15 protein-coding genes are annotated in these 18,131 nt (G+C 39.8%); 6 read left to right on the top strand and 9 right to left on the bottom strand.

The annotated features are described in order from the left end of the window. Nucleotides 1-9: 9 nt before the first annotated feature. The 3 genes from AC07WY_RS10555 to AC07WY_RS10545 form a co-directional block, all read right to left on the bottom strand. Nucleotides 10-2,019 carry a M3 family metallopeptidase gene (locus tag AC07WY_RS10555; RefSeq protein ID WP_494736338.1) on the bottom strand — a complete coding sequence of 670 codons (2,010 nt, stop codon included), beginning with the start codon at nucleotides 2,017-2,019 and terminating at the stop codon, nucleotides 10-12. A gap of 67 nt (nucleotides 2,020-2,086) precedes the next feature. Continuing rightward, on the bottom strand, nucleotides 2,087-3,895 hold the full coding sequence (locus AC07WY_RS10550; RefSeq protein WP_390883695.1) for an ABC transporter substrate-binding protein: 1,809 nt from the start codon (nucleotides 3,893-3,895) through the stop codon (nucleotides 2,087-2,089). A gap of 19 nt (nucleotides 3,896-3,914) precedes the next feature. Continuing rightward, nucleotides 3,915-5,705 (bottom strand): ABC transporter substrate-binding protein, encoded by a 1,791-nt coding sequence (locus AC07WY_RS10545; protein ID WP_494736418.1) that lies wholly within the window; start codon nucleotides 5,703-5,705, stop codon nucleotides 3,915-3,917. Nucleotides 5,706-6,428: 723 nt separating this feature from the next. Between AC07WY_RS10545 and AC07WY_RS10540 the strand changes: the two genes are divergently transcribed. The 5 genes from AC07WY_RS10540 (at nucleotide 6,429) to AC07WY_RS10520 (ending at nucleotide 11,726) form a co-directional block, all read left to right on the top strand. Further along, nucleotides 6,429-9,104: a TonB-dependent receptor gene (locus AC07WY_RS10540; protein WP_494736337.1), complete on the top strand. Its 2,676-nt coding sequence runs from the start codon at nucleotides 6,429-6,431 to the stop codon at nucleotides 9,102-9,104. Between the two features lie 151 nt (nucleotides 9,105-9,255). After that, entirely contained in the window at nucleotides 9,256-9,957 is a 702-nt protein-coding gene (locus tag AC07WY_RS10535; RefSeq protein ID WP_494736336.1) for an energy transducer TonB, read from the top strand. Between the two features lie 26 nt (nucleotides 9,958-9,983). Beyond that, nucleotides 9,984-10,850 (top strand): MotA/TolQ/ExbB proton channel family protein, encoded by an 867-nt coding sequence (locus AC07WY_RS10530; RefSeq protein WP_262085155.1) that lies wholly within the window; start codon nucleotides 9,984-9,986, stop codon nucleotides 10,848-10,850. A gap of 14 nt (nucleotides 10,851-10,864) precedes the next feature. Further along, nucleotides 10,865-11,290, top strand: a complete 426-nt coding sequence (locus tag AC07WY_RS10525; protein WP_262085154.1) for an ExbD/TolR family protein — start codon at nucleotides 10,865-10,867, stop codon at nucleotides 11,288-11,290. Between the two features lie 19 nt (nucleotides 11,291-11,309). Then, on the top strand, nucleotides 11,310-11,726 hold the full coding sequence (locus AC07WY_RS10520; RefSeq protein WP_494736335.1) for an ExbD/TolR family protein: 417 nt from the start codon (nucleotides 11,310-11,312) through the stop codon (nucleotides 11,724-11,726). Nucleotides 11,727-11,913: 187 nt separating this feature from the next. Here AC07WY_RS10520 and AC07WY_RS10515 read toward each other — a convergent pair whose 3' ends face one another. After that, a complete protein-coding gene (locus AC07WY_RS10515) occupies nucleotides 11,914-13,416 on the bottom strand; it encodes a CoA-acylating methylmalonate-semialdehyde dehydrogenase (RefSeq protein ID WP_004722906.1) in 1,503 nt (500 codons plus the stop codon). 195 nt (nucleotides 13,417-13,611) lie between these two features. Further along, nucleotides 13,612-14,952, bottom strand: coding sequence for an MFS transporter (locus AC07WY_RS10510; RefSeq protein WP_034610073.1), 1,341 nt, complete (start codon nucleotides 14,950-14,952; stop codon nucleotides 13,612-13,614). A 474-nt stretch (nucleotides 14,953-15,426) separates the two neighbouring features. Between AC07WY_RS10510 and AC07WY_RS10505 the strand changes: the two genes are divergently transcribed. After that, on the top strand, nucleotides 15,427-15,978 hold the full coding sequence (locus AC07WY_RS10505; protein WP_494736334.1) for a PAS domain-containing protein: 552 nt from the start codon (nucleotides 15,427-15,429) through the stop codon (nucleotides 15,976-15,978). 59 nt (nucleotides 15,979-16,037) lie between these two features. Here AC07WY_RS10505 and AC07WY_RS10500 read toward each other — a convergent pair whose 3' ends face one another. The 4 genes from AC07WY_RS10500 to AC07WY_RS10485 form a co-directional block, all read right to left on the bottom strand. Further along, nucleotides 16,038-16,382, bottom strand: a complete 345-nt coding sequence (locus tag AC07WY_RS10500; protein ID WP_034610071.1) for a zinc ribbon domain-containing protein YjdM — start codon at nucleotides 16,380-16,382, stop codon at nucleotides 16,038-16,040. A 112-nt stretch (nucleotides 16,383-16,494) separates the two neighbouring features. Beyond that, nucleotides 16,495-16,848, bottom strand: a complete 354-nt coding sequence (locus AC07WY_RS10495) for a DUF488 domain-containing protein (RefSeq protein WP_494736333.1) — start codon at nucleotides 16,846-16,848, stop codon at nucleotides 16,495-16,497. 252 nt (nucleotides 16,849-17,100) lie between these two features. After that, a complete protein-coding gene (locus AC07WY_RS10490; RefSeq protein WP_004722915.1) occupies nucleotides 17,101-17,547 on the bottom strand; it encodes an SRPBCC family protein in 447 nt (148 codons plus the stop codon). A gap of 148 nt (nucleotides 17,548-17,695) precedes the next feature. After that, nucleotides 17,696-18,064, bottom strand: coding sequence for a ribonuclease E inhibitor RraB (locus tag AC07WY_RS10485; RefSeq protein WP_004722917.1), 369 nt, complete (start codon nucleotides 18,062-18,064; stop codon nucleotides 17,696-17,698). Nucleotides 18,065-18,131 lie beyond the last annotated feature (67 nt).

Raw genomic sequence — 18,131 nt, 5'->3', positions numbered from 1 at the left:
TAATTCCTTTTAATCACGTTGACCAGTAATTTCTTGAAAGAATGCCTTGTTATCCGGTTCTCTGCCCAAGAAATCAACCACCAGCTGCTCTGCTTTCTTTTGTCCACCTTGTGACAAAATCGCTTTACGATAACGTGCTCCAACCTCTGGATTATTTAAGTTATCGCCAAAAGCAGAAAGCATGTCTAAGGCCATCACTTCAGACCACATATAGCCATAATAGCCGACTTGGTATCCGCCCATAATATGACCAAATTGCCCTGGAAATTCTGTGGTTGGTACATACCCTAAGGCGGTTTGATTTTCGAGTTTTTTCCATACTTCTAAAGGCTGGGTTTTTAAAGCATCTGCGGTATGCAGTGCCATATCGTATTGTGCATATAAGGTTTGACGAGAATAGAACAAGCCACGACCGTAGTTTTTCACGGCTTTTAATTTGCCAATCAATTCATCATCGACACGTGGACAGGCTGGTTTGCAATAATCGGCTAAGGTCGACAGCGTTTCTTTACGGCGTGCCCATTCTTCATACATCTGTGACGGTGCTTCAACAAAATCTCGCTCGACTGAAGTACCAGATTGCGAGGCATAACGGGTGTTTGACAAAATTCCATGTAAGGCATGTCCAAACTCATGCACAAAAGTTTCCAGTTCATCACTGTTTAAACCTTTGCGGTTAAAGTTGGTGACTAAGGCTGAAATCGGTTTACGCTGGGTCAGGGTACTGCCACCCTTAACTCCCCACACCGCTGCATGACCATACTTTCCTTCACGTGGAAATTTATCGATATATAAACCACCTAAAAGCTGACCTGTTTTCCGATCTGTGACATCGTAATATTCAACTTCATCTTGCCAGACATCAACTTTGGCAGGCTTAAATTCAATCCCATATAGATTTGATGAAATTGCAAATAACCAATCTTGTGATGCTTGGGTCGGGAAATATTCACGCATTTTTTCTTGGTCAATTTTGTATTTTTCTTGGCGTAATTTTTCGCTCCAATAGCCCTCACTCCAACGGTTAATTTCCGCTTTTTCCACTGGGATATTTAAGGTCTTGGCTTTAAATTCACGCAGTGTTTGCACTTCTTTTTTCTCTAATGGCGCAACCCTACTATGTACCTCATTGAGGAATTTATTGACCGTTTCAGGATTCTTGGCCATACGATTTTTCAATGCCCAATCGGCATAACTGGCTTTGCCGAATAATTGTGCAAGTTCATGCCGTAAATCAATCGCTTGTTTAAGCAACACTAAATTCTTTTCAGTACCACGGCGGGTATAAGCAATTTGATAACGTTTACGCGCATCATCACTGTCTGCCAACTCCATAAAAGGACGGTATTCTGGGTAGTCAAAACCCAACAGGTAATTGCCTTTTTCATTTTTCTTTAGATTGGCAATATAGCTTTCTGGTAAGCCTTTTAATTCGGCTGGGGTAAATTCTAATTTTTCAGGATTATCTCGAATATTGCGGGCATATTCTTGTTGAATCTTGGTCAATTCATCTAAAATCACTTTTAAACGTGCTTGTTTTTCTGCGGGAAGTTGTACCCCTGTATCTTCAAAACCATCTAAAATATCTTGGCGATATTTACGGTCAATCTCATCACTGGCTTTGGTTTTTTTAATTTGCTGATAAAGCTTTCCATCTTGATACACTTCAGTTTGAAACTGACTGATTTTAACTTCGCAATCTTCTGCGGCTTTACGTAAATCTGCGCTTGGGTCAACATTACTGGCTAAATTAATTGGCCCATAAAAATCTTCAAACTCTGCAAAAATTTGATCCCACTTTGCCAATACTGCTCCAGCAGGCGCATTATTTTTGAGTTTAACTTTGGCAAATTCAGCCAACTTGGTTTTAACGTCTGCAATTTTTGCATCACATTGGGCCGGGATATCTTTGGCCTGAAACTTGGGTAAAGTACTGCGTTCGGTTTCTGCAAAGGCCCATTGCCCCATACCCATGGATAACATACAGAGTGTGGTTAATTTAAATCGCTTCATTTTCATTTTCTCCAATCTTTCATTTATTCATTTTCAAATTTCAATCTGTTTATTTTTAAGCTTTTGATAGAGGTTATTTTTTCATATCAAAATACATCCATTCCGATGGAATAATCGGATGCTTTTTAAAGCCGATGACACGCGGTTGCGCCAAAGCATTGCGATAACGCGTCGATGCCATTTGTACCGGCATATACACTTCTAATATTCGCGCCATCTTATGATATAAAGCATCACGCTCAGGACCCGGTTTCAATTTTTGGGTTTGTTCATATAAGCGATCATATTCAGGAATTTTCATACATGCACTATTGGTTGCATGGATATTCTTTCCATAAAACAGCTGCATAAAGTTATCGGCATCGGGATAGTCGGCAATCCAAGCTGATCCCTTAAACATGGTTTTGCATTGTTTTTCAGCTTTTAAACCTTCCGCAAAAGGCAAGGATTTGGTGGTCATTTTGACCTTGATATTGTCTAAAGTCTTTTTCCAAAATTCAGCACTTTGCTGACTACGTGTACTATTTCCATAAACAGTTAATTCAATCAGCAAGGGTTTGCCATTCGGCAAGGTACGCCAGCCATCGGCAGCAACCTTATAGTGATAACGATCTAACAGTAGATTGGCCGCTTTAACGGAATAAGGAATACTGGTTTTATAGTTTGGATCATGCCCAATCACCCCATAAGGAATGGGGTATTGTAAGCGTTGTGCATCACCCTTCATCAAAATCTTAATTTGATTATCAGGTGAAAAGGCCATTGCCATGGCACGGCGTAAAGCAATTTTTTCTTTACTCAAACCACCAACAACAGGGTTTTGCATATTCCAGTAATAATAATCAATTGAAGGATCGGCAATACGGGAAAGTTGAATACCTTTTTTAGCAAGTTCGGGTTTAAGCTGACCATCCTGGATGGCTTGAACACTGAGATCACCATCCAACACAAATAAATCAGTTTCATCTTTACTAAATGATAACCAGCGTGATTGTGATTCTTCCATCACTTGAATATCGACCACACCGATTTGCGGCATTTTTTTGCCTTTCATCGCATCCACAATTTTTTGATCTTCTGGCGTGGATGCTTTGAAATCCCAAACATAACCACGATAATCTGGATTGGCTTTCAGGATAATCCGTGAGCCAGGTGTCCATTTTGCCAAGACATAGGGACCTGTTCCGACAGGATGGGCCATGGCAAAACCAGACCGATCTCGATAGTGTTCAATCACTTCTCGTGCCACTGCACCAGCTGGTTGATGTGCCAACAACATTGGGAAGTTTTGATCAACTTGTTTTAGTTTAATCACCAAGGTATAACGATCTGTGGCCTGAAGCCCCGCAACAGGTAGATCATAATTAAACTTGCCTGTTTTTTTAGCTTGCTCAAGCACTTTGTCCATGCCTAGAATTTTGTCATCAAACAACCAACTATTGGGCGAATGCAAGCTAGGGTCTAACAACCGTTTATAAGAATAAACATAGTCTTGCGCGGTTAATTCACGGGCTTTGCCTTTAAATACAGGATCTTTGGCAAAATAAATACCTTTTTGAATTTTAAAGGTGTAGGTTAAACCATCAGCACTGACTTCAGGCAGGCTCACCGCGGTACGGGGGACTAATTTGGCGGGTGTTGCTAAATAATCGTAGGTATATAAGCCTTCAAATATTGAATTATGCACATGTGCAGAATAAAGATCTTGGGTGCCTGCTGGATCAAAACCTGTTTCTGCAACGGGGAAAACATAACGTAAAACTTTATTTGGATCCGCTGGGCTTTTGGCAAATACATTCATCGTGCCTGTCAGGAGCATACCGCCCAAGAATGCACTAACCCCAATCTGCTTTAACTTTTGCTTTAAATCATCCTTCATCATTTTATTCAACTTCATCTGGTTATTTTTTAACTGGCTGAACATCAAGGTATTGCCAAACGGTATTGATCATTGGATGTGCTTTATAGCCTTGAACTTGTGGTTGCAACAGCCAATTGCGAATACGGGTACTATGAATAATCCAAGGGTTATCTGCCTCTATCTGCCGACTGATTTTTTCATAAAACGGCGTTCGTTGTTGTGGCGGTAAAGTTAACGCTTGCTGATACAGTGCATCATAAGCTTTGGATTGATAGCAACTTAAATTTCCTTTGCCTGAGTTTGGACCATAAAGCAATTGGGCAAAATTTTCTCCTTCAGGAAAATCAGCAATCCATGCCCCACCCCAAATCATATGTTTACACTGCATGGCCTCTTTTAAATTATCGGCAAAATTACTGACCTTAAATTCAACACGCACCCCAATAGCATCTAAGTTTTTCTTCCACAACTCAGAATGAATGACTGAGCTTGAGCTATTTTCAGTATTATATTTCAGCGTAAACGGCTTCCCGCTGGGTAAAGTTCGATAACCATCTTTGCCTTTTTTATAACCAAATCGATCCAGTAATTTATTGGCCAATAACGGGTTATAGGCAACACTACTTCTATATTGAGCATTGTGCCCTTGTACCCCATCTGGTACCAACATTTCAGCTCTAACCGCTTGACCTTTATAAAGTTGCTTAATCGCTTCCTGTTGATTATATGCCAAGGTAATAGCACGGCGTAGTGCAATTTTATCTAGACTATACCCCCCCACAATCGGATCTTTCATATTGAACATGGTATAGGTGATTTCAGGGTCTTTATTGGGAAAATGTTGAATGCCCTGCTGTTTAAGTTCTGGTTTTAATTGTGTGCCGTTTAAAGCCTGTGGAACCGCATTTGAAGTTAATTTGTCAAAATCCAATTGACCTGACTTAAATGCCAACCACCTTGACTGTTCTTCCTCAATAATACTCACGACAACCTTACCGACTTGGGGCATTTTTTTACCCGACATCTCTTTGACAAGTTGGTTATCCCATGCCGTTCCTGTCGATTTATAATTCCAAATAAAGCCACGATAGTCAGGATTTGCCACCAGCTCAATTTTACTGCGTGGTACGTATTTGCTCAGTTGATAAGCGCCTGTACCTACAGGATGCTGCCCGATACGATCACCATAAAACTCAACAACTTCACGCGCTGTTCCGCTAAAAGTGACATAGGCCAAAATATAAGGGAAATTATAATCTGCACGGGTTAAGGTGAATTGTAGGGTGTATTTGTCTAAAGCTTTAAGCCCTGAAATGGGCGCATCATAATTAAACTTGCCTGTCTTTTTCGCATTGGCAACCACTTGCTCTAAGCCTTGGATTTTGCCATCAATAAAAGAATAGGTAGGCGAATGATTTTTCGGATCACTCACACGTTGAATCGAATAAATGTAATCTTGGGCAGTCAGCTCACGTCGTTTGCCTTTGAACGCAGGATCATCGGTAAAATAAATACCGGGTTGTATTTTAAAAGTATAGACCTTGCCCTCTTGTTCTATTTTTGGCAAGGCTTGTGCCGTATTGGGCACCAATACCACGGGACGAGCCAGATAATCATATTTGAGTAAGGGTTCAAATATCGCCTCCGCAATATTTCCACTGTAGAAATTATAGGTTTTCACCATATCAAAACCATCATCTGGTGCTTCAAAAGCCAAATTCAGGATTTTATTCGGTTGTGCAGGCGTTTTCGCAATCGCCATTTCCCCACAACCCATTGCACCGACCAACAACGCAAATTGTAAAAGCTTGGATTCCAAATTCACACCTATGTATTTTTATTCATCAAATTATTTAAACAGAATACTGGCAGCACCATCATCCTGTCGATTGCTGCTTTGGTGCCGAACCAGAACGTTAAATTAACAATAGTGAAAAATTGAACGATATAACAGTATTAAATACAAAGCGAATATCATGCCACTACACTTACCTCTTCTAAATTTTGTTTATTTTTACCGTAATAAAATCACATTTATTCAATGATTATCTGTGACTGACATCCTATCGTCATCTTCAGCACCAATCTAAATATTAAATTCAGATATCATTTATCAGAACTACTCATAATGCACAATTTAAGTACACACACGTTCCAAAATTGATCACTTATTTTATCAAACACTATAAATACTCATTTAATCTTTTGATTTAAAATAATTAATAGCAAAAATAAAGCCATAATTAATAGTTATACCACTCATTAAATATAGTTAAACTCTTTAATTAACAACCAAATATAAAGAAAAACTAAAGTCTATTGAGTATTTTTTAATCACATCTTCATATTGTATTAACATTAATCAGGGCGACTTCCAAACTTATTTTTCTACTATCAAGTCACGGATGAATAAGGAGATTAAACACTAGTCACGTAAATTCTTATCATTTTTTTGTATATTTTTAAAACATATAATTAGATAGTTGGCACTTGAATTGCTAGAAAGCAATGCAGCAATATCGCTAAGTACAAAAAAAAACGGATGTCTGAAAATATGAAAGTAAACAAAAATGTTTGCACTTTGGGATCGCCAACGATGGGGAAAACGTTACTAAAATTAAGTACGCTTAGTCTAAGTATGATGTGCCTATCGCTAGCGCATGCAGCAGAAACTGAAGAAACAACACAGCCAATAAAAGTAGCCAAAGTCACCGTTACAGGGTCTTCAATTAAAGGGGTTGCAGCTCAAAGTGCTTCTCCCATTACGATTATTAAAGGTGAAGATCTAGCCAAACAAGGGGTAACCACTGTCGAAGAAGCACTGACCAAAGTCAGTTCCAACCAAGCTGGTTTTTCTACCTCTCAAAATGTGGGGGCAAGTAATACCGAGGGTTCATCAGCCAATTTACGTGGATTAGGCACAGATAAAACCCTGGTCTTATTGAATGGTCGTCGTCTGGCTTATAGCCCGTTTAGTACATCAACCACCAACCTCAATATTATTCCAATGGCAATGGTTGAACGTATCGAAGTTCTCCGTGACGGTGCATCTGCGGTTTATGGCGCCGATGCAATTGGTGGTGTCATCAATTTTATAACCAAAAAATCTTTTGAAGGTCTCAACATCAGTGTGGGTGCAACTCAACCCGAAGCCAGTGGTGGTGATAAACAAGATATTTCCATCTTTGGGGGTTATGGCAATCTGGATGAACAAGGCTTTAACATTTATGGTGTAGTCGATTATCGTAGAACCAACAATATCATGGCAAAAGACCGCAAGATCAGTCGCCGTGGTGGTGTAATTCCTGAGCTCGGCCTAGATGCCAGCTCAGCAAATGCCTTCCCAGCAAATATTTTTGATCCCAAAAACAATATTTTGGCAAATCCATACGGCAATACAAATTGTAATAACACACCAAATGTCGCTGCCGATGGCGGATTATGTTATCTCAATACCCAAGCACTGATTGGGATTACCCCAGAAGTTGAAACAATTTCAGCACTTGGCCGCGGAACCTTTAAACTTTCAGATAAATTTAATCTGATTGGAGAATATATCTTCTCGCGTAACGAAGTTACCACTTCGATCGCGCCTGATGTATATAGCCGTTCAGTCACTCTACCCTCGACAAGTCAATATTATCCTGGCAAAGGCATTGTCCCCGCAGTAACTGGACTCAGCGATGGAGATTTACAACTCTATCTGCGTTCGCAAGGTGGAAACCGTTCAGGCAAAACAACCAATGACTCACATCGTGCATTTGCAGGAATTGAGGGTGAAGCTTATGGTTGGGATATCAATGCAGGTTTAACCTATGCAAAAAGTGAAGCAACCGATAGCTTTAATGCGGGTTACCTCAATCAAAGTAAAGTTCAAGCTGCTTTAAATGACGGTTCACTCAATCCATTTGGCCCTTCCGCTGATGCTAATATTTGGAAATCTTTTGAAGTCAATGGGGATACTAATAAAGCCAGCTTAGACTCAACCTCTTTTGATGTCACTGTATCTCGTCCAATCTATACACTACCCGCGGGTGAGGTTGGATTTGCCTTAGGTGGTAGTTTTACCAAACAAAATTGGGATCAAAAAATTAATGCTGAGATCGTCAGACAAGTACCTAGTAGCGGTATAGATCCAGATAAACCTGTGAGTAAGGGTGATCGAGATATCTCTGCAGTATTCACTGAATTACATATCCCGATTTTAGCCAATTTAGAAGCGCAGCTTGCAGCACGTTATGATGACTATAGTGATTTTGGCGATACCTTCAATCCAAAAGTCGCTTTACGTTGGGAACCGTTAAAGCAATTAATGTTCCGTACCTCATACAGCACAGGTTTCCGTGCACCAAGCTTATATGACATCAACTCACCTCAAAGTCAGACCTTTACAGGTTCAAAATACAATGACCCTGTGCTCTGCCCCGGTGGTACTGCAACTTCACCACAATACCAAACTGAATGTAATGTTCAATTTAAACGTATGCAAGGTGGAAATCCCGACTTAAAAGCTGAAGAGTCAACATCTTATACTGCTGGACTTGTGTTTGAGCCAATCAAAAATCTGGTATTTACAGCAGATTACTACAACATCAAAGTAGACAATCTGATTGATACGATTACCGATTCAATTATTTTTGCTGACCCAAGTAAATATTCAAGCTTATTTGTCCGAGATGCAGATGGACGAATCAAATATGTGAGTACCACTTTGATCAATATGGGTGGAATTAAAACTCAAGGGGTTGATTTAAGTTTGAACTATCTTACGCCTGTGACTAAAACAGGACGTTTTGGTTTTGGTATTGATGGGACCTATGTCATTAAATATGACAAACAAGAAGAGAAAGGCGGTGAATGGATCAGCCGTGCAGGTAGCTATTATAACCAACAAGTCTATTCCCGCTGGAAACATGTTGCCAATGTCAATTGGAGTTACGACAACTGGAAAATGATCTTTGAGCAACAGTTTAGCCGTGGTTATAAAGACTCAAATTCTATTGGTGAAGCCAAATATGATAACCATCGAGTTAGCGACTATATCCTCTATAACATTGCGGGCACTTATAGCGGATTCAAGAACTTAGAACTCACTGGTGGGATCAAAAATATCTTTGACCAAGATCCGCCTGCGTCCAACGTGACTGATAACTTCCAATACGGTTATGACTCTAGTTATGCAGACCCAACTGGTCGCGCATATTACGTCAGAGCAACTTATAAATTCTAATTGTGCATTTCGCAAACATTGTCTAGGCCTAATCAAGTCATGGTGTTTGCGAAATTGATTCATTCACTTAGCCAAACAAAAGAATTGAACAGAATTTTTTTATCGTCTCTCTTTTACTATTTATTGTTTGTCTCTCATTTCAGGAGTAGCAATGGGCAAGAATTTTTCAGAATTAGAAAATAATTCTTCCAAACGCCTGATCGGGATTGGAGCAGTCATCTTACTGCATCTAATCATTCTCTATGGCTTGATTACGGGTTTATCCAAGACAGTTGAAAAACCAGCGGATGAACCTGTTGAATTACTGATTATTCAGGACAAAAAACCTGAACCAGAAAAACCTAAACCCATTGAAAAGCCACCAGAACTGCCAAAGTTGGTGCAGAAAGTGTTGAAAACACCAGAGCCAAAGCCGACTGAAAAACCAATGGAAAAACCTACAGCAACACCAAAGCAGACGGCTACACCGACACCCACAGCAACGCCAAAAACCTCAGAAAGTCCTGAGCCGACACCGACGCCAAAGCCAGAAACGACAGCAAAACCTGAACCTGCAAAACCCAAACCTGCAGGTGAAACACGCGGTGTATCGAGTGGAGAAGCGGGTTGTAAAGCACCAGGGTACACGCGTGAAGCCTTACAAAATGAAGAGCAAGGTGAAGTGCTTATTTCGGTATTTGTGGGTAGTGATGGAAAAGTTAAAGAGGCCAAAGTTAAAAAATCGAGTGGGAGTAAAAGCTTAGATAAAGCGGCTGCGAAAGCTTATAGCTTATGTACGTTTAAACCTGCGTTAAAGAATGGTGAACCTCAAGATTCTTGGTACGACATACCTTATGAATTTGTATTGCAGTAATCAATTAAATAAAAATTTGGAGATAAATGATGAATAAAACGCTGAAATCTGTACGACTATTTGCTTCTGTTGGGATTTTGACTGCAAGCACCCTACTGCCTGTATCTAGTGTATTTGCAGAAGAAACCACTACAACGCCTGCGACTGTAACGGCAACCAATACAACAACCAGTGAAACACATACACCACCACCTAAACCAGCAACAACACAAGCTGTTCACAACCCTTACGGTTTAGAAGCACTATGGCGCGAAGGTGATATTGTTGCTAAATCAACCTTATTTATCTTGGTCCTGATGTCGATTGGAACGTGGTACATCATGGTGACCAAGTTTATTCAGCAGGCAAAAATTAAGCGTCAAGGTAAAGAAGTTGAAGCCAAATTTTGGGATGCTGCATCAATTGACGGCGCTGCGGGAACACTAGGCGAAGCAAGTGCCTACCGTTTTATTGCTGAAAAAGGCATTAACTCAACCAAAAAACATGGCGGAAACCTACTTGAACGTATCGACTTTAACACTTGGGTCACAATGTCGATTCAACGTGCAATTGATAAAATCCAAAGTCATTTAAGTGGTGGTTTAGCATTTCTTGCAACTGTCGGTTCTACCGCACCATTCGTTGGTTTGTTCGGTACAGTTTGGGGAATCTATCATGCACTTACTGCAATTGGCATTTCGGGTCAGGCCTCTATTGATAAAGTTGCTGGACCTGTCGGCGAAGCACTGATCATGACTGCAATCGGTCTTGCTGTAGCCGTGCCTGCGGTACTTGGTTATAACTGGCTCACCCGCCGTAATAAAGCAGTATTGGATAATGTACGTACTTTTGGTTCTGACTTACATACTGTTCTACTCAGTGGCGAGATCAAAAACAGTGGTGATGCGAAATAAATGAGGTATCTATTATGAGCATGACAGTCAATTCAGGCAATGACGAAGATGATGTAATTTCTGCGATTAACACCACACCTTTGGTGGATATTATGCTGGTTCTGCTGATTATATTTTTAATCACCGTCCCCGTTGCCATTCACACGGTTCCAGTCAAGTTGCCTGAGGAAAAAAATACACCATATGTCACCAAGCCGATTAATGTACAAATCGCCGTCAATAAAGCGGGGGATATTTTTTGGAACGAAAAGTATATCGCAGATAAAAATACACTGATCAACCGTTTACAGGCTGAGGCAGCAAAACGCCCACAGCCAGAGGTACATATTCGTGGTGATCAAGTGACAAAATTTGAAGCGATTGATGAAGTCATTAGTGCTACTAAGCAAGCAGGTATCGGCAAAATCGCGTTTGTCACGACACCTGTTGCCGCACCATAATCGAAAAAAGGAACAGTTTATGGGTATGAATGTAGGTGCCAATAAAGACGATGATGATGTGATGTTAGATGTCAATATGACACCACTTATTGATGTGATGTTGGTGTTGTTGATTATGTTTATTATCACCATCCCAATTCCAAATAATGCGATCAATATTGACTTGCCCAATGGCGCACCACCACCAACCAATGAGAAGCCACCTGAGCCAGTCACCTTACGTATTGACCCTCAAGGTAAAGTCTTTTGGAATGATCAAGCTGTAGAAAATAAACAAGCGCTAGAAGTTTTATTTGCAGGTGTTGCACAGAAATCAGATCAAGATCCGATTAAAGTGCAGCCCGATAAACTGACTGAATATAAGGATGTGGCAATGGTAATGGCAGCAGCACAACGATTAAATGTTAAAAAAATCGGAATTGCAGCAAGCCAATAATATTTAAGGGATGAACAAAGCTGCACAGTGCAATCGACTTGCAGCTTTGAGTTCTTGATCTATGCAATGTTTCGGGACGGTTTACTCATAGCGCAACATTATAAAGAACACAACACTCAATATATCTGACTTTCACTCACAGCTAAAAAAGCCAGCATCTGCTGGCTGATCATCGACATTAAGTCAATTAGGTGATTTTAAATGCCAAAGAAATGGCTTGATCTTGTTGTTCAGGATCAGGCCATTTTTGTGAAACAGATTTTAACTTGGTATAGAAACGAGCGGCATCTGGACCATATAAATGCGACTCACCAAATTTTGAACGTCGCAAACCACCAAAGTTAAAATAACTCACTGGGAGTGGTACAGGCACATTAACACCAATCATGCCGGACTCAACCTCCATAAAGAAGCGGTGTGCTGACTTTCCATCACGGGTAAAAATCACCGAACCATTGCCATATTCATGGCTATTGGTCACAGCAATTGCCTCATCTAAACTATTGACGCGTAAAATTCCTCGCGCTGGGCCAAAAACTTCTTGTTGATAAAAATCCATATCCATAGATAGATAATCAAATAAAGTCGGACCAATATAATAGCCGTTGGCATACTCTGGATGTTTAAAATCACGACCATCCACCACCAACTCAGCACCATCTGCGATACATTGATCAATTGCCTTTAAAACAGATTGTTGCGATTGCGCACTAATCACCGCACCAAAATCTGCAGTCGGATCATTGTATGCTCCAACTTTCAATGCTTTGATTTTTTCTACGATACGTTGGCGTAAGTGATCTGCCGTTTCAGCACCTACGGGAATCAACAATGATACCGCCATACAACGCTGACTGGCTGAACCAAACCCTGCTGAAACAAAGGCATTTGCAGCCGCTTCAAGATCGGCATCAGGCATCACCACCATGTGATTTTTCCCACCAGTAAATGCTGCAACACGTTTGTTATGTGAGGTACCTTTTTGATAAACATATTCACCAATCTGGGTAGAACCCACAAAGCTCACAGCTGCGATTTCAGGGTGTTCAAGTAATGCATCGACTGCTGTTTTATCCCCTTGTACAACATTAAATACATCGTCTGGAAGACCGGCTTCTTTCCATAACTCTGCAAAAAATAATGCAGCCGAAGGCACTTTTTCAGACGGTTTCCAAACTATTGAATTCCCCACAGAAACAGCCATGGCCATCATGACAGCAGGAATCATGATGGGAAAATTAAACGGGGTAATACAGCCCACCACACCCACAGGAACCCGTACAGAGAACACATCGATGTCGCCTGCAACATTACGTGCATATTCACCCTTTGTAATCTGCGGTGCATTACAGGCAAATTCAATTCCTTCAATCGCACGGCCAATTTCACCGATTGCATCGGCAATGGTTTTGCCATGTTCACGACCAATGATTTCTGCCAATTCAGCTGTTTTGGCAATCATTAATTCACGTAATTTAAACAGAACTTGCAAGCGTGTAGCATGTGAAGCTTTTGCCCATTTTTTTGCATTTGCTGATGTCGCAGCTTTTACGGCAGTATCAATCACGGTTGCATCGCCATAAGCACAACGCGCAATTTCTTCACCTGTAGAGGGATTAAATACTGGGCCTGAATGTTGAGTTTCTGTGATATGACGACCTGAAATATAATGTCCGATCAAAGTGTTCATCCTGATTTTTCCTTCACATTGCGACTGAAACTAAATTTAAAATGCTACTGAAGTCGGTCTTTCCATGACCGCTTTAGCGAGGAAGCCCCATATTCCCAAGACCGATAAAGGAAATATTCATATTCATTCCTGAAAATTAAGCGTGGTAAATTGAATGATTGATTGCAATGCTTTGCTTTGAATCACTACTTTGCATTAAACAGACAATTTGCTTTTCACTGATTTACGCTGTCTCGCGGGGCTAAGATCATCACGCTTCATAAAGAAGCTACAGAAGATTGCGAAAATCGCCATACTCATGATGTAGGTAATAATCAAATGCGGACTACCATTACCAATACTTAGTAATTTGGTGGCAATCAATGGTGCCAGTCCACCGCCTAATACACCTGCGAATTGAACTGAAATCGAGATGCCACTGTAGCGAATTTCGGCAGGAAACTGTCGAGCAAATAACTGAGACTGTGGCGCATACATGATCGGGAACACCACACCGATTGCTAAAACAATTGCGGTCCATACCAAGACTGGGTCCTTGGTATCCAACATGCTAAAGAACGGATAGCAATACAATGCAAGGACCACTAGACCAAACATAAACATATTACGCTGCCCAACTTTGTCGGATAGATGTCCACATAATGGCGTCATCACCATGATTAAGCCTGCACCACAAATCGTTGCAAACAAAATGTCTTGGCGAGGAATACCTAATTTGGTTGTGGTGTAGGCTAAGGCAAAAGTAGAGGCAATATAGAACCATGCATTTTCAGCAGCACGGGCAAAGATAATCGTGAGTAATTCGCGCGGATGATTTTTAAAGACCTGCATTGCTGGAACTTTAACTTCTTGTGCTTGTTGTTTTACTTTTTCAAAATCTGGTGACTCAGGCACTTTGACACGGATATACCAACCCACACCTAATAATAAAATGCTGGCAAGGAAAGGCAGACGCCAGCCCCAACTAAATAGACTTGCTTCGGGTAAAAGTGAAACCAAACCCAATGCAATCGAGGCCAACATTAAACCACCACCAGCACTTGCTTGAGGCAAACTTCCCCAAAAGCCTTTACCGCCTTCAGGAGCATGCTCCACAGCCATCAACACGGCACCGCCCCACTCGCCGCCCATTGCCATACCTTGAACAAAACGTAAAATCACCAGAAAAAATGTCGCCCAATATCCAATACTTTCATAGGTTGGCAATAGACCAATTAAAACGGTCGGAATCCCCATCATAATCAGTGTGGTTAGCAACATGGTTTTTCGACCAATTTTGTCCCCAAAATGACCAAAGATAATGCCTCCCAACGGACGTCCAATAAAGCCAACAGCGTATGTGGCAAACGCAGCCAAGACACCTGTTAATGGATCAAGGTTGGGGAAAAACAGTTTATTGAAAATTAATGCTGCGGCTGCACCGTAAATAAAAAAGTCGTACCACTCTATTGTCGTTCCAACCATGCTGGAGATACCCGCCAGACGGTGTGAAGACTTTTTCGGTTGTTGAGGACCTGATCCTTGTATATGCTCCATCGCTACCTCGCCCAATTCTTAGTATTGTCATCCATTCATCACCTTAGAGATAATCCATCCTGATTATATTTATTAAGGTGATCTAATTCTTTTTACACAAATAACTTAAAATAAGAAGCCAAGATTAATATTGATTTATCCTGATAAAAAATTCTAAATAACCTGAGTGCTTCTTATCATCAATGTGAATCAATTGCTTTTTTCAGTCAACACCCTTAATTACTTAAGTAGTTTTTAAAACTCAAAAAATAAATCAAATACAATTACTTATACAAAAATCCACCAATATAGACTAAAGTTAAATATAAAAAATGTGATCCATTACAAACTATTCAAAATACTAAATTTATATGTATAACAACACAAAAATAATCTATTTAGTTTTCATCCTATTATAAAAAATCAACGATCGAATACTTGTTATTTCTCGCTATCGCGTTATATTCATTATTATACTAAGTAAGGATGCTTATTATGAACTATAATAAAATCGCATTTGATTTTAGCCCTGCACCGATTGTTGTATTAAGTTATCGCCACATGATGGAAATGAATGCTGCATTTGCCAATCTGTTTGGCTATGAGCGTGGTGAATTAATTGAGCAATCCATAGTCAAAATTTTTCCTAGCCTTGAGGATTATGAAAAGGTCGGGAATGATGCATTGCAAAGCTTATTGTTAAAAAAAAGCCATTATTATTCTGATCAGCGCTTTATGCAGCACAAAAATGGCGAAATCTTTTGGACACATACCCATGGGCAAACCTTAACACCTGAAGACCCCTTTAAATTGATGGTCTGGCATTTTGAACGTAAAGATCAGGTGTTGTCTTCTAAGCAAAAACTGACTAAACGTGAATCAGAAATTACTCAATTGATTGTCAATGGATTTACTTGTAAAGAAATTGCACGAAAATTAGAGCTGTCGCATCGGACCATAGAAGTGCATAAAGCAAATTTAATGAAAAAGTTAGGCGTTAGCTCCAAAGCAGAACTGACCTCAAAAATTATTATTCGAGAAAAATGATATAGACAAAAAAATGATCACAGTTGAATTGCTGTGATCATTGATGAACCTCAAAAAAATTAAGCTTTTTTCACAAATTCTGACTTTAATTTCATGGGACCTATGCCATCAATTTTACAATCAATATCATGCCCATCATTACTGTCTACCAGTAAACGAATACTTTTGACTTTAGTTCCTACCTTAACCACTGCAGAAGAACCTTTAATTTTTAAGTCTTTAATCACTGTCACTGAATCGCCATCTGCCAAGATATTGCCAACAGCATCTTTAATCGTCACGCTGTCATCTGCTGTTACTTGCTCGCCATCTTTCCATTCATAGCTACATTCTGGGCAAATCAATAAATCGCTATCTTGGTAGGTATATTCTGAATTACATTTTGGACAATGTGGCAAAGACATAATAAGCTCAACTTTGGTTCAAATCACAATCATAGCATTTTAAGATTTTTCATCAACTTAAAAACCATAATAAATATAAGGAATAATTTAAAATCAACCGTGATCATTAAAACTAGGCTTTATGATTTAACACATCCAGCAAAACACTGACATGATTTCGCCCTTGATTTTTGGCCGCCGTTAATAAGGTTATAGGACCTTGTGCTATAAGTTTCCGCAGTTCTTCTAACTGTACTGTAACCTGTGATAATTCAACGCGATAACGTTGTTGAAACTCATCCCAACGGTTTTCGCTATCTTCGTGATACCATTTTCTGAGTTCATTTGATGGGGTAATTTCTTTCGGCCATAAGTCAATCTTAGCATCGTCTTTTTTAATACCACGTGGCCACAAGCGATCAACCAGAATTCGTTGACCATCTGTTTCTAAAACCGCATCATAAATTCGTTTGCTATAAATCGTCATTGTTATTCCGAACCGAAGTTATTCTAAAATTATTCCAAATGATGAGAAATATAGTTGTGCAAAGTGACAATGGGGTCATAAAAACACCTTGTCCCCATCAAAGCTTAGCCTGCGTCTGCAAACATAGACGAGGCTTGGTGCTTACTCAGGCAATCAATGATTGAATTGTATTGCCCGTTTAATGGATGATAGATGAATGATATAAATACCAAAGAGATCTATAGCGATAGTTTATAGGTCACTCACGCAAGTTTATTGATCTGGAATTGTTGGATTGACCAAGAGACCAAGTAATTGCAAAGACTCTTGCCATCCCAAATAACAAGCCTCAACAGGAATCACTTTAGGAATACCTGACTGGGTAATATTGACTTCCGTTCCGACAAGCACACCTTTTATTTCAATGATTACTTCAATTTCGCCAGCGAGTTCAGGATTATCAAATCGATCAAAATATCGTATGCGTTGGTTGGGAATCAGCTCTGCATAAGTTCCACCAAATGAATGGATTGTACCTGTAGAGAAATTGGTAAATGACATTCGATAAGAACCACCAACCGTTGCATCCATTTGATGAAGTTTTGCTGTAAAACCATGTGGAGGCATCCACTTTACAATTGCATCTGGGTCTAAGAAAGCTTTATAGACTCGCTCTGGTGGTGCACTAAAAACGCGATGTAACTTTACCGTATTACTCATACTCATTTCCTTGACTATTATTGTTGTTGAAAATCAAGTTTAGCGCTGTACAAAGCTTTCATTTGTATGGTTTGAGTAGTCTGAAACTTAAAAAAAAGCATATCAACAAGGATATGCTTTTAAAACAATATGCGTCATCTAAAGACTGTTATTCTTCATCGTCTTCATCATCAAATATATAGGTTGTACATCCCCAACCATCATATTCACCTTCAAACTGCTCAGCAATTTTACTAAACCATTGCTCTAAATCAACAACATCTTCGTAGTCTGGAATCAGATGAACATATACCGTAATCACCCATTCATTGGGTTGCACTTCTTCATCCAAATACAGTGAAATTTTTTGCTCTTCGTGTAAAAGATAGATTGCACATTTTTCAGCGAGTTCTTGTGTTTTAAAATACACAGAAAACTCGATTTCATGTACCTCTTCTAAATCATCACCATCTTCGTGCATTTGCCAAAGTAGATTACCGTTATCATCTTCTGGGAATTTTTCAAAATCACGAGTCATGGCCAAGCCCTCTTTTAAGGTTATAAATATTATGACTTTTACAATAGCAAAGTTTTATGACAGTTTT

This window comes from Acinetobacter sp. GW821-FHT01C12 (genome assembly GCF_059422625.1).
The sequence above is the reverse complement of the archived record's forward strand: the minus strand, read 5'-3'. Positions and strand labels throughout refer to the sequence as shown.

Bases quoted from the DNA above. Each gene is read 5' to 3' on its own strand.
- AC07WY_RS10495 (WP_494736333.1), bottom strand. From the start codon at position 16,848: ATGACGATTTATAGCAAACGAATTTATGATGCGGTTTTAGAAACAGAT.
- AC07WY_RS10535 (WP_494736336.1), top strand. From the start codon at position 9,256: ATGGGCAAGAATTTTTCAGAATTAGAAAATAATTCTTCCAAACGCCTG.
- AC07WY_RS10555 (WP_494736338.1), bottom strand. From the start codon at position 2,019: ATGAAAATGAAGCGATTTAAATTAACCACACTCTGTATGTTATCCATG.
- AC07WY_RS10510 (WP_034610073.1), bottom strand. From the start codon at position 14,952: ATGGAGCATATACAAGGATCAGGTCCTCAACAACCGAAAAAGTCTTCA.
- AC07WY_RS10485 (WP_004722917.1), bottom strand. From the start codon at position 18,064: ATGACTCGTGATTTTGAAAAATTCCCAGAAGATGATAACGGTAATCTA.
- AC07WY_RS10520 (WP_494736335.1), top strand. From the start codon at position 11,310: ATGGGTATGAATGTAGGTGCCAATAAAGACGATGATGATGTGATGTTA.
- AC07WY_RS10525 (WP_262085154.1), top strand. From the start codon at position 10,865: ATGAGCATGACAGTCAATTCAGGCAATGACGAAGATGATGTAATTTCT.
- AC07WY_RS10550 (WP_390883695.1), bottom strand. From the start codon at position 3,895: ATGATGAAGGATGATTTAAAGCAAAAGTTAAAGCAGATTGGGGTTAGT.
- AC07WY_RS10540 (WP_494736337.1), top strand. From the start codon at position 6,429: ATGAAAGTAAACAAAAATGTTTGCACTTTGGGATCGCCAACGATGGGG.
- AC07WY_RS10530 (WP_262085155.1), top strand. From the start codon at position 9,984: ATGATGAATAAAACGCTGAAATCTGTACGACTATTTGCTTCTGTTGGG.
- AC07WY_RS10500 (WP_034610071.1), bottom strand. From the start codon at position 16,382: ATGTCTTTGCCACATTGTCCAAAATGTAATTCAGAATATACCTACCAA.
- AC07WY_RS10505 (WP_494736334.1), top strand. From the start codon at position 15,427: ATGAACTATAATAAAATCGCATTTGATTTTAGCCCTGCACCGATTGTT.
- AC07WY_RS10515 (WP_004722906.1), bottom strand. From the start codon at position 13,416: ATGAACACTTTGATCGGACATTATATTTCAGGTCGTCATATCACAGAA.
- AC07WY_RS10490 (WP_004722915.1), bottom strand. From the start codon at position 17,547: ATGAGTAATACGGTAAAGTTACATCGCGTTTTTAGTGCACCACCAGAG.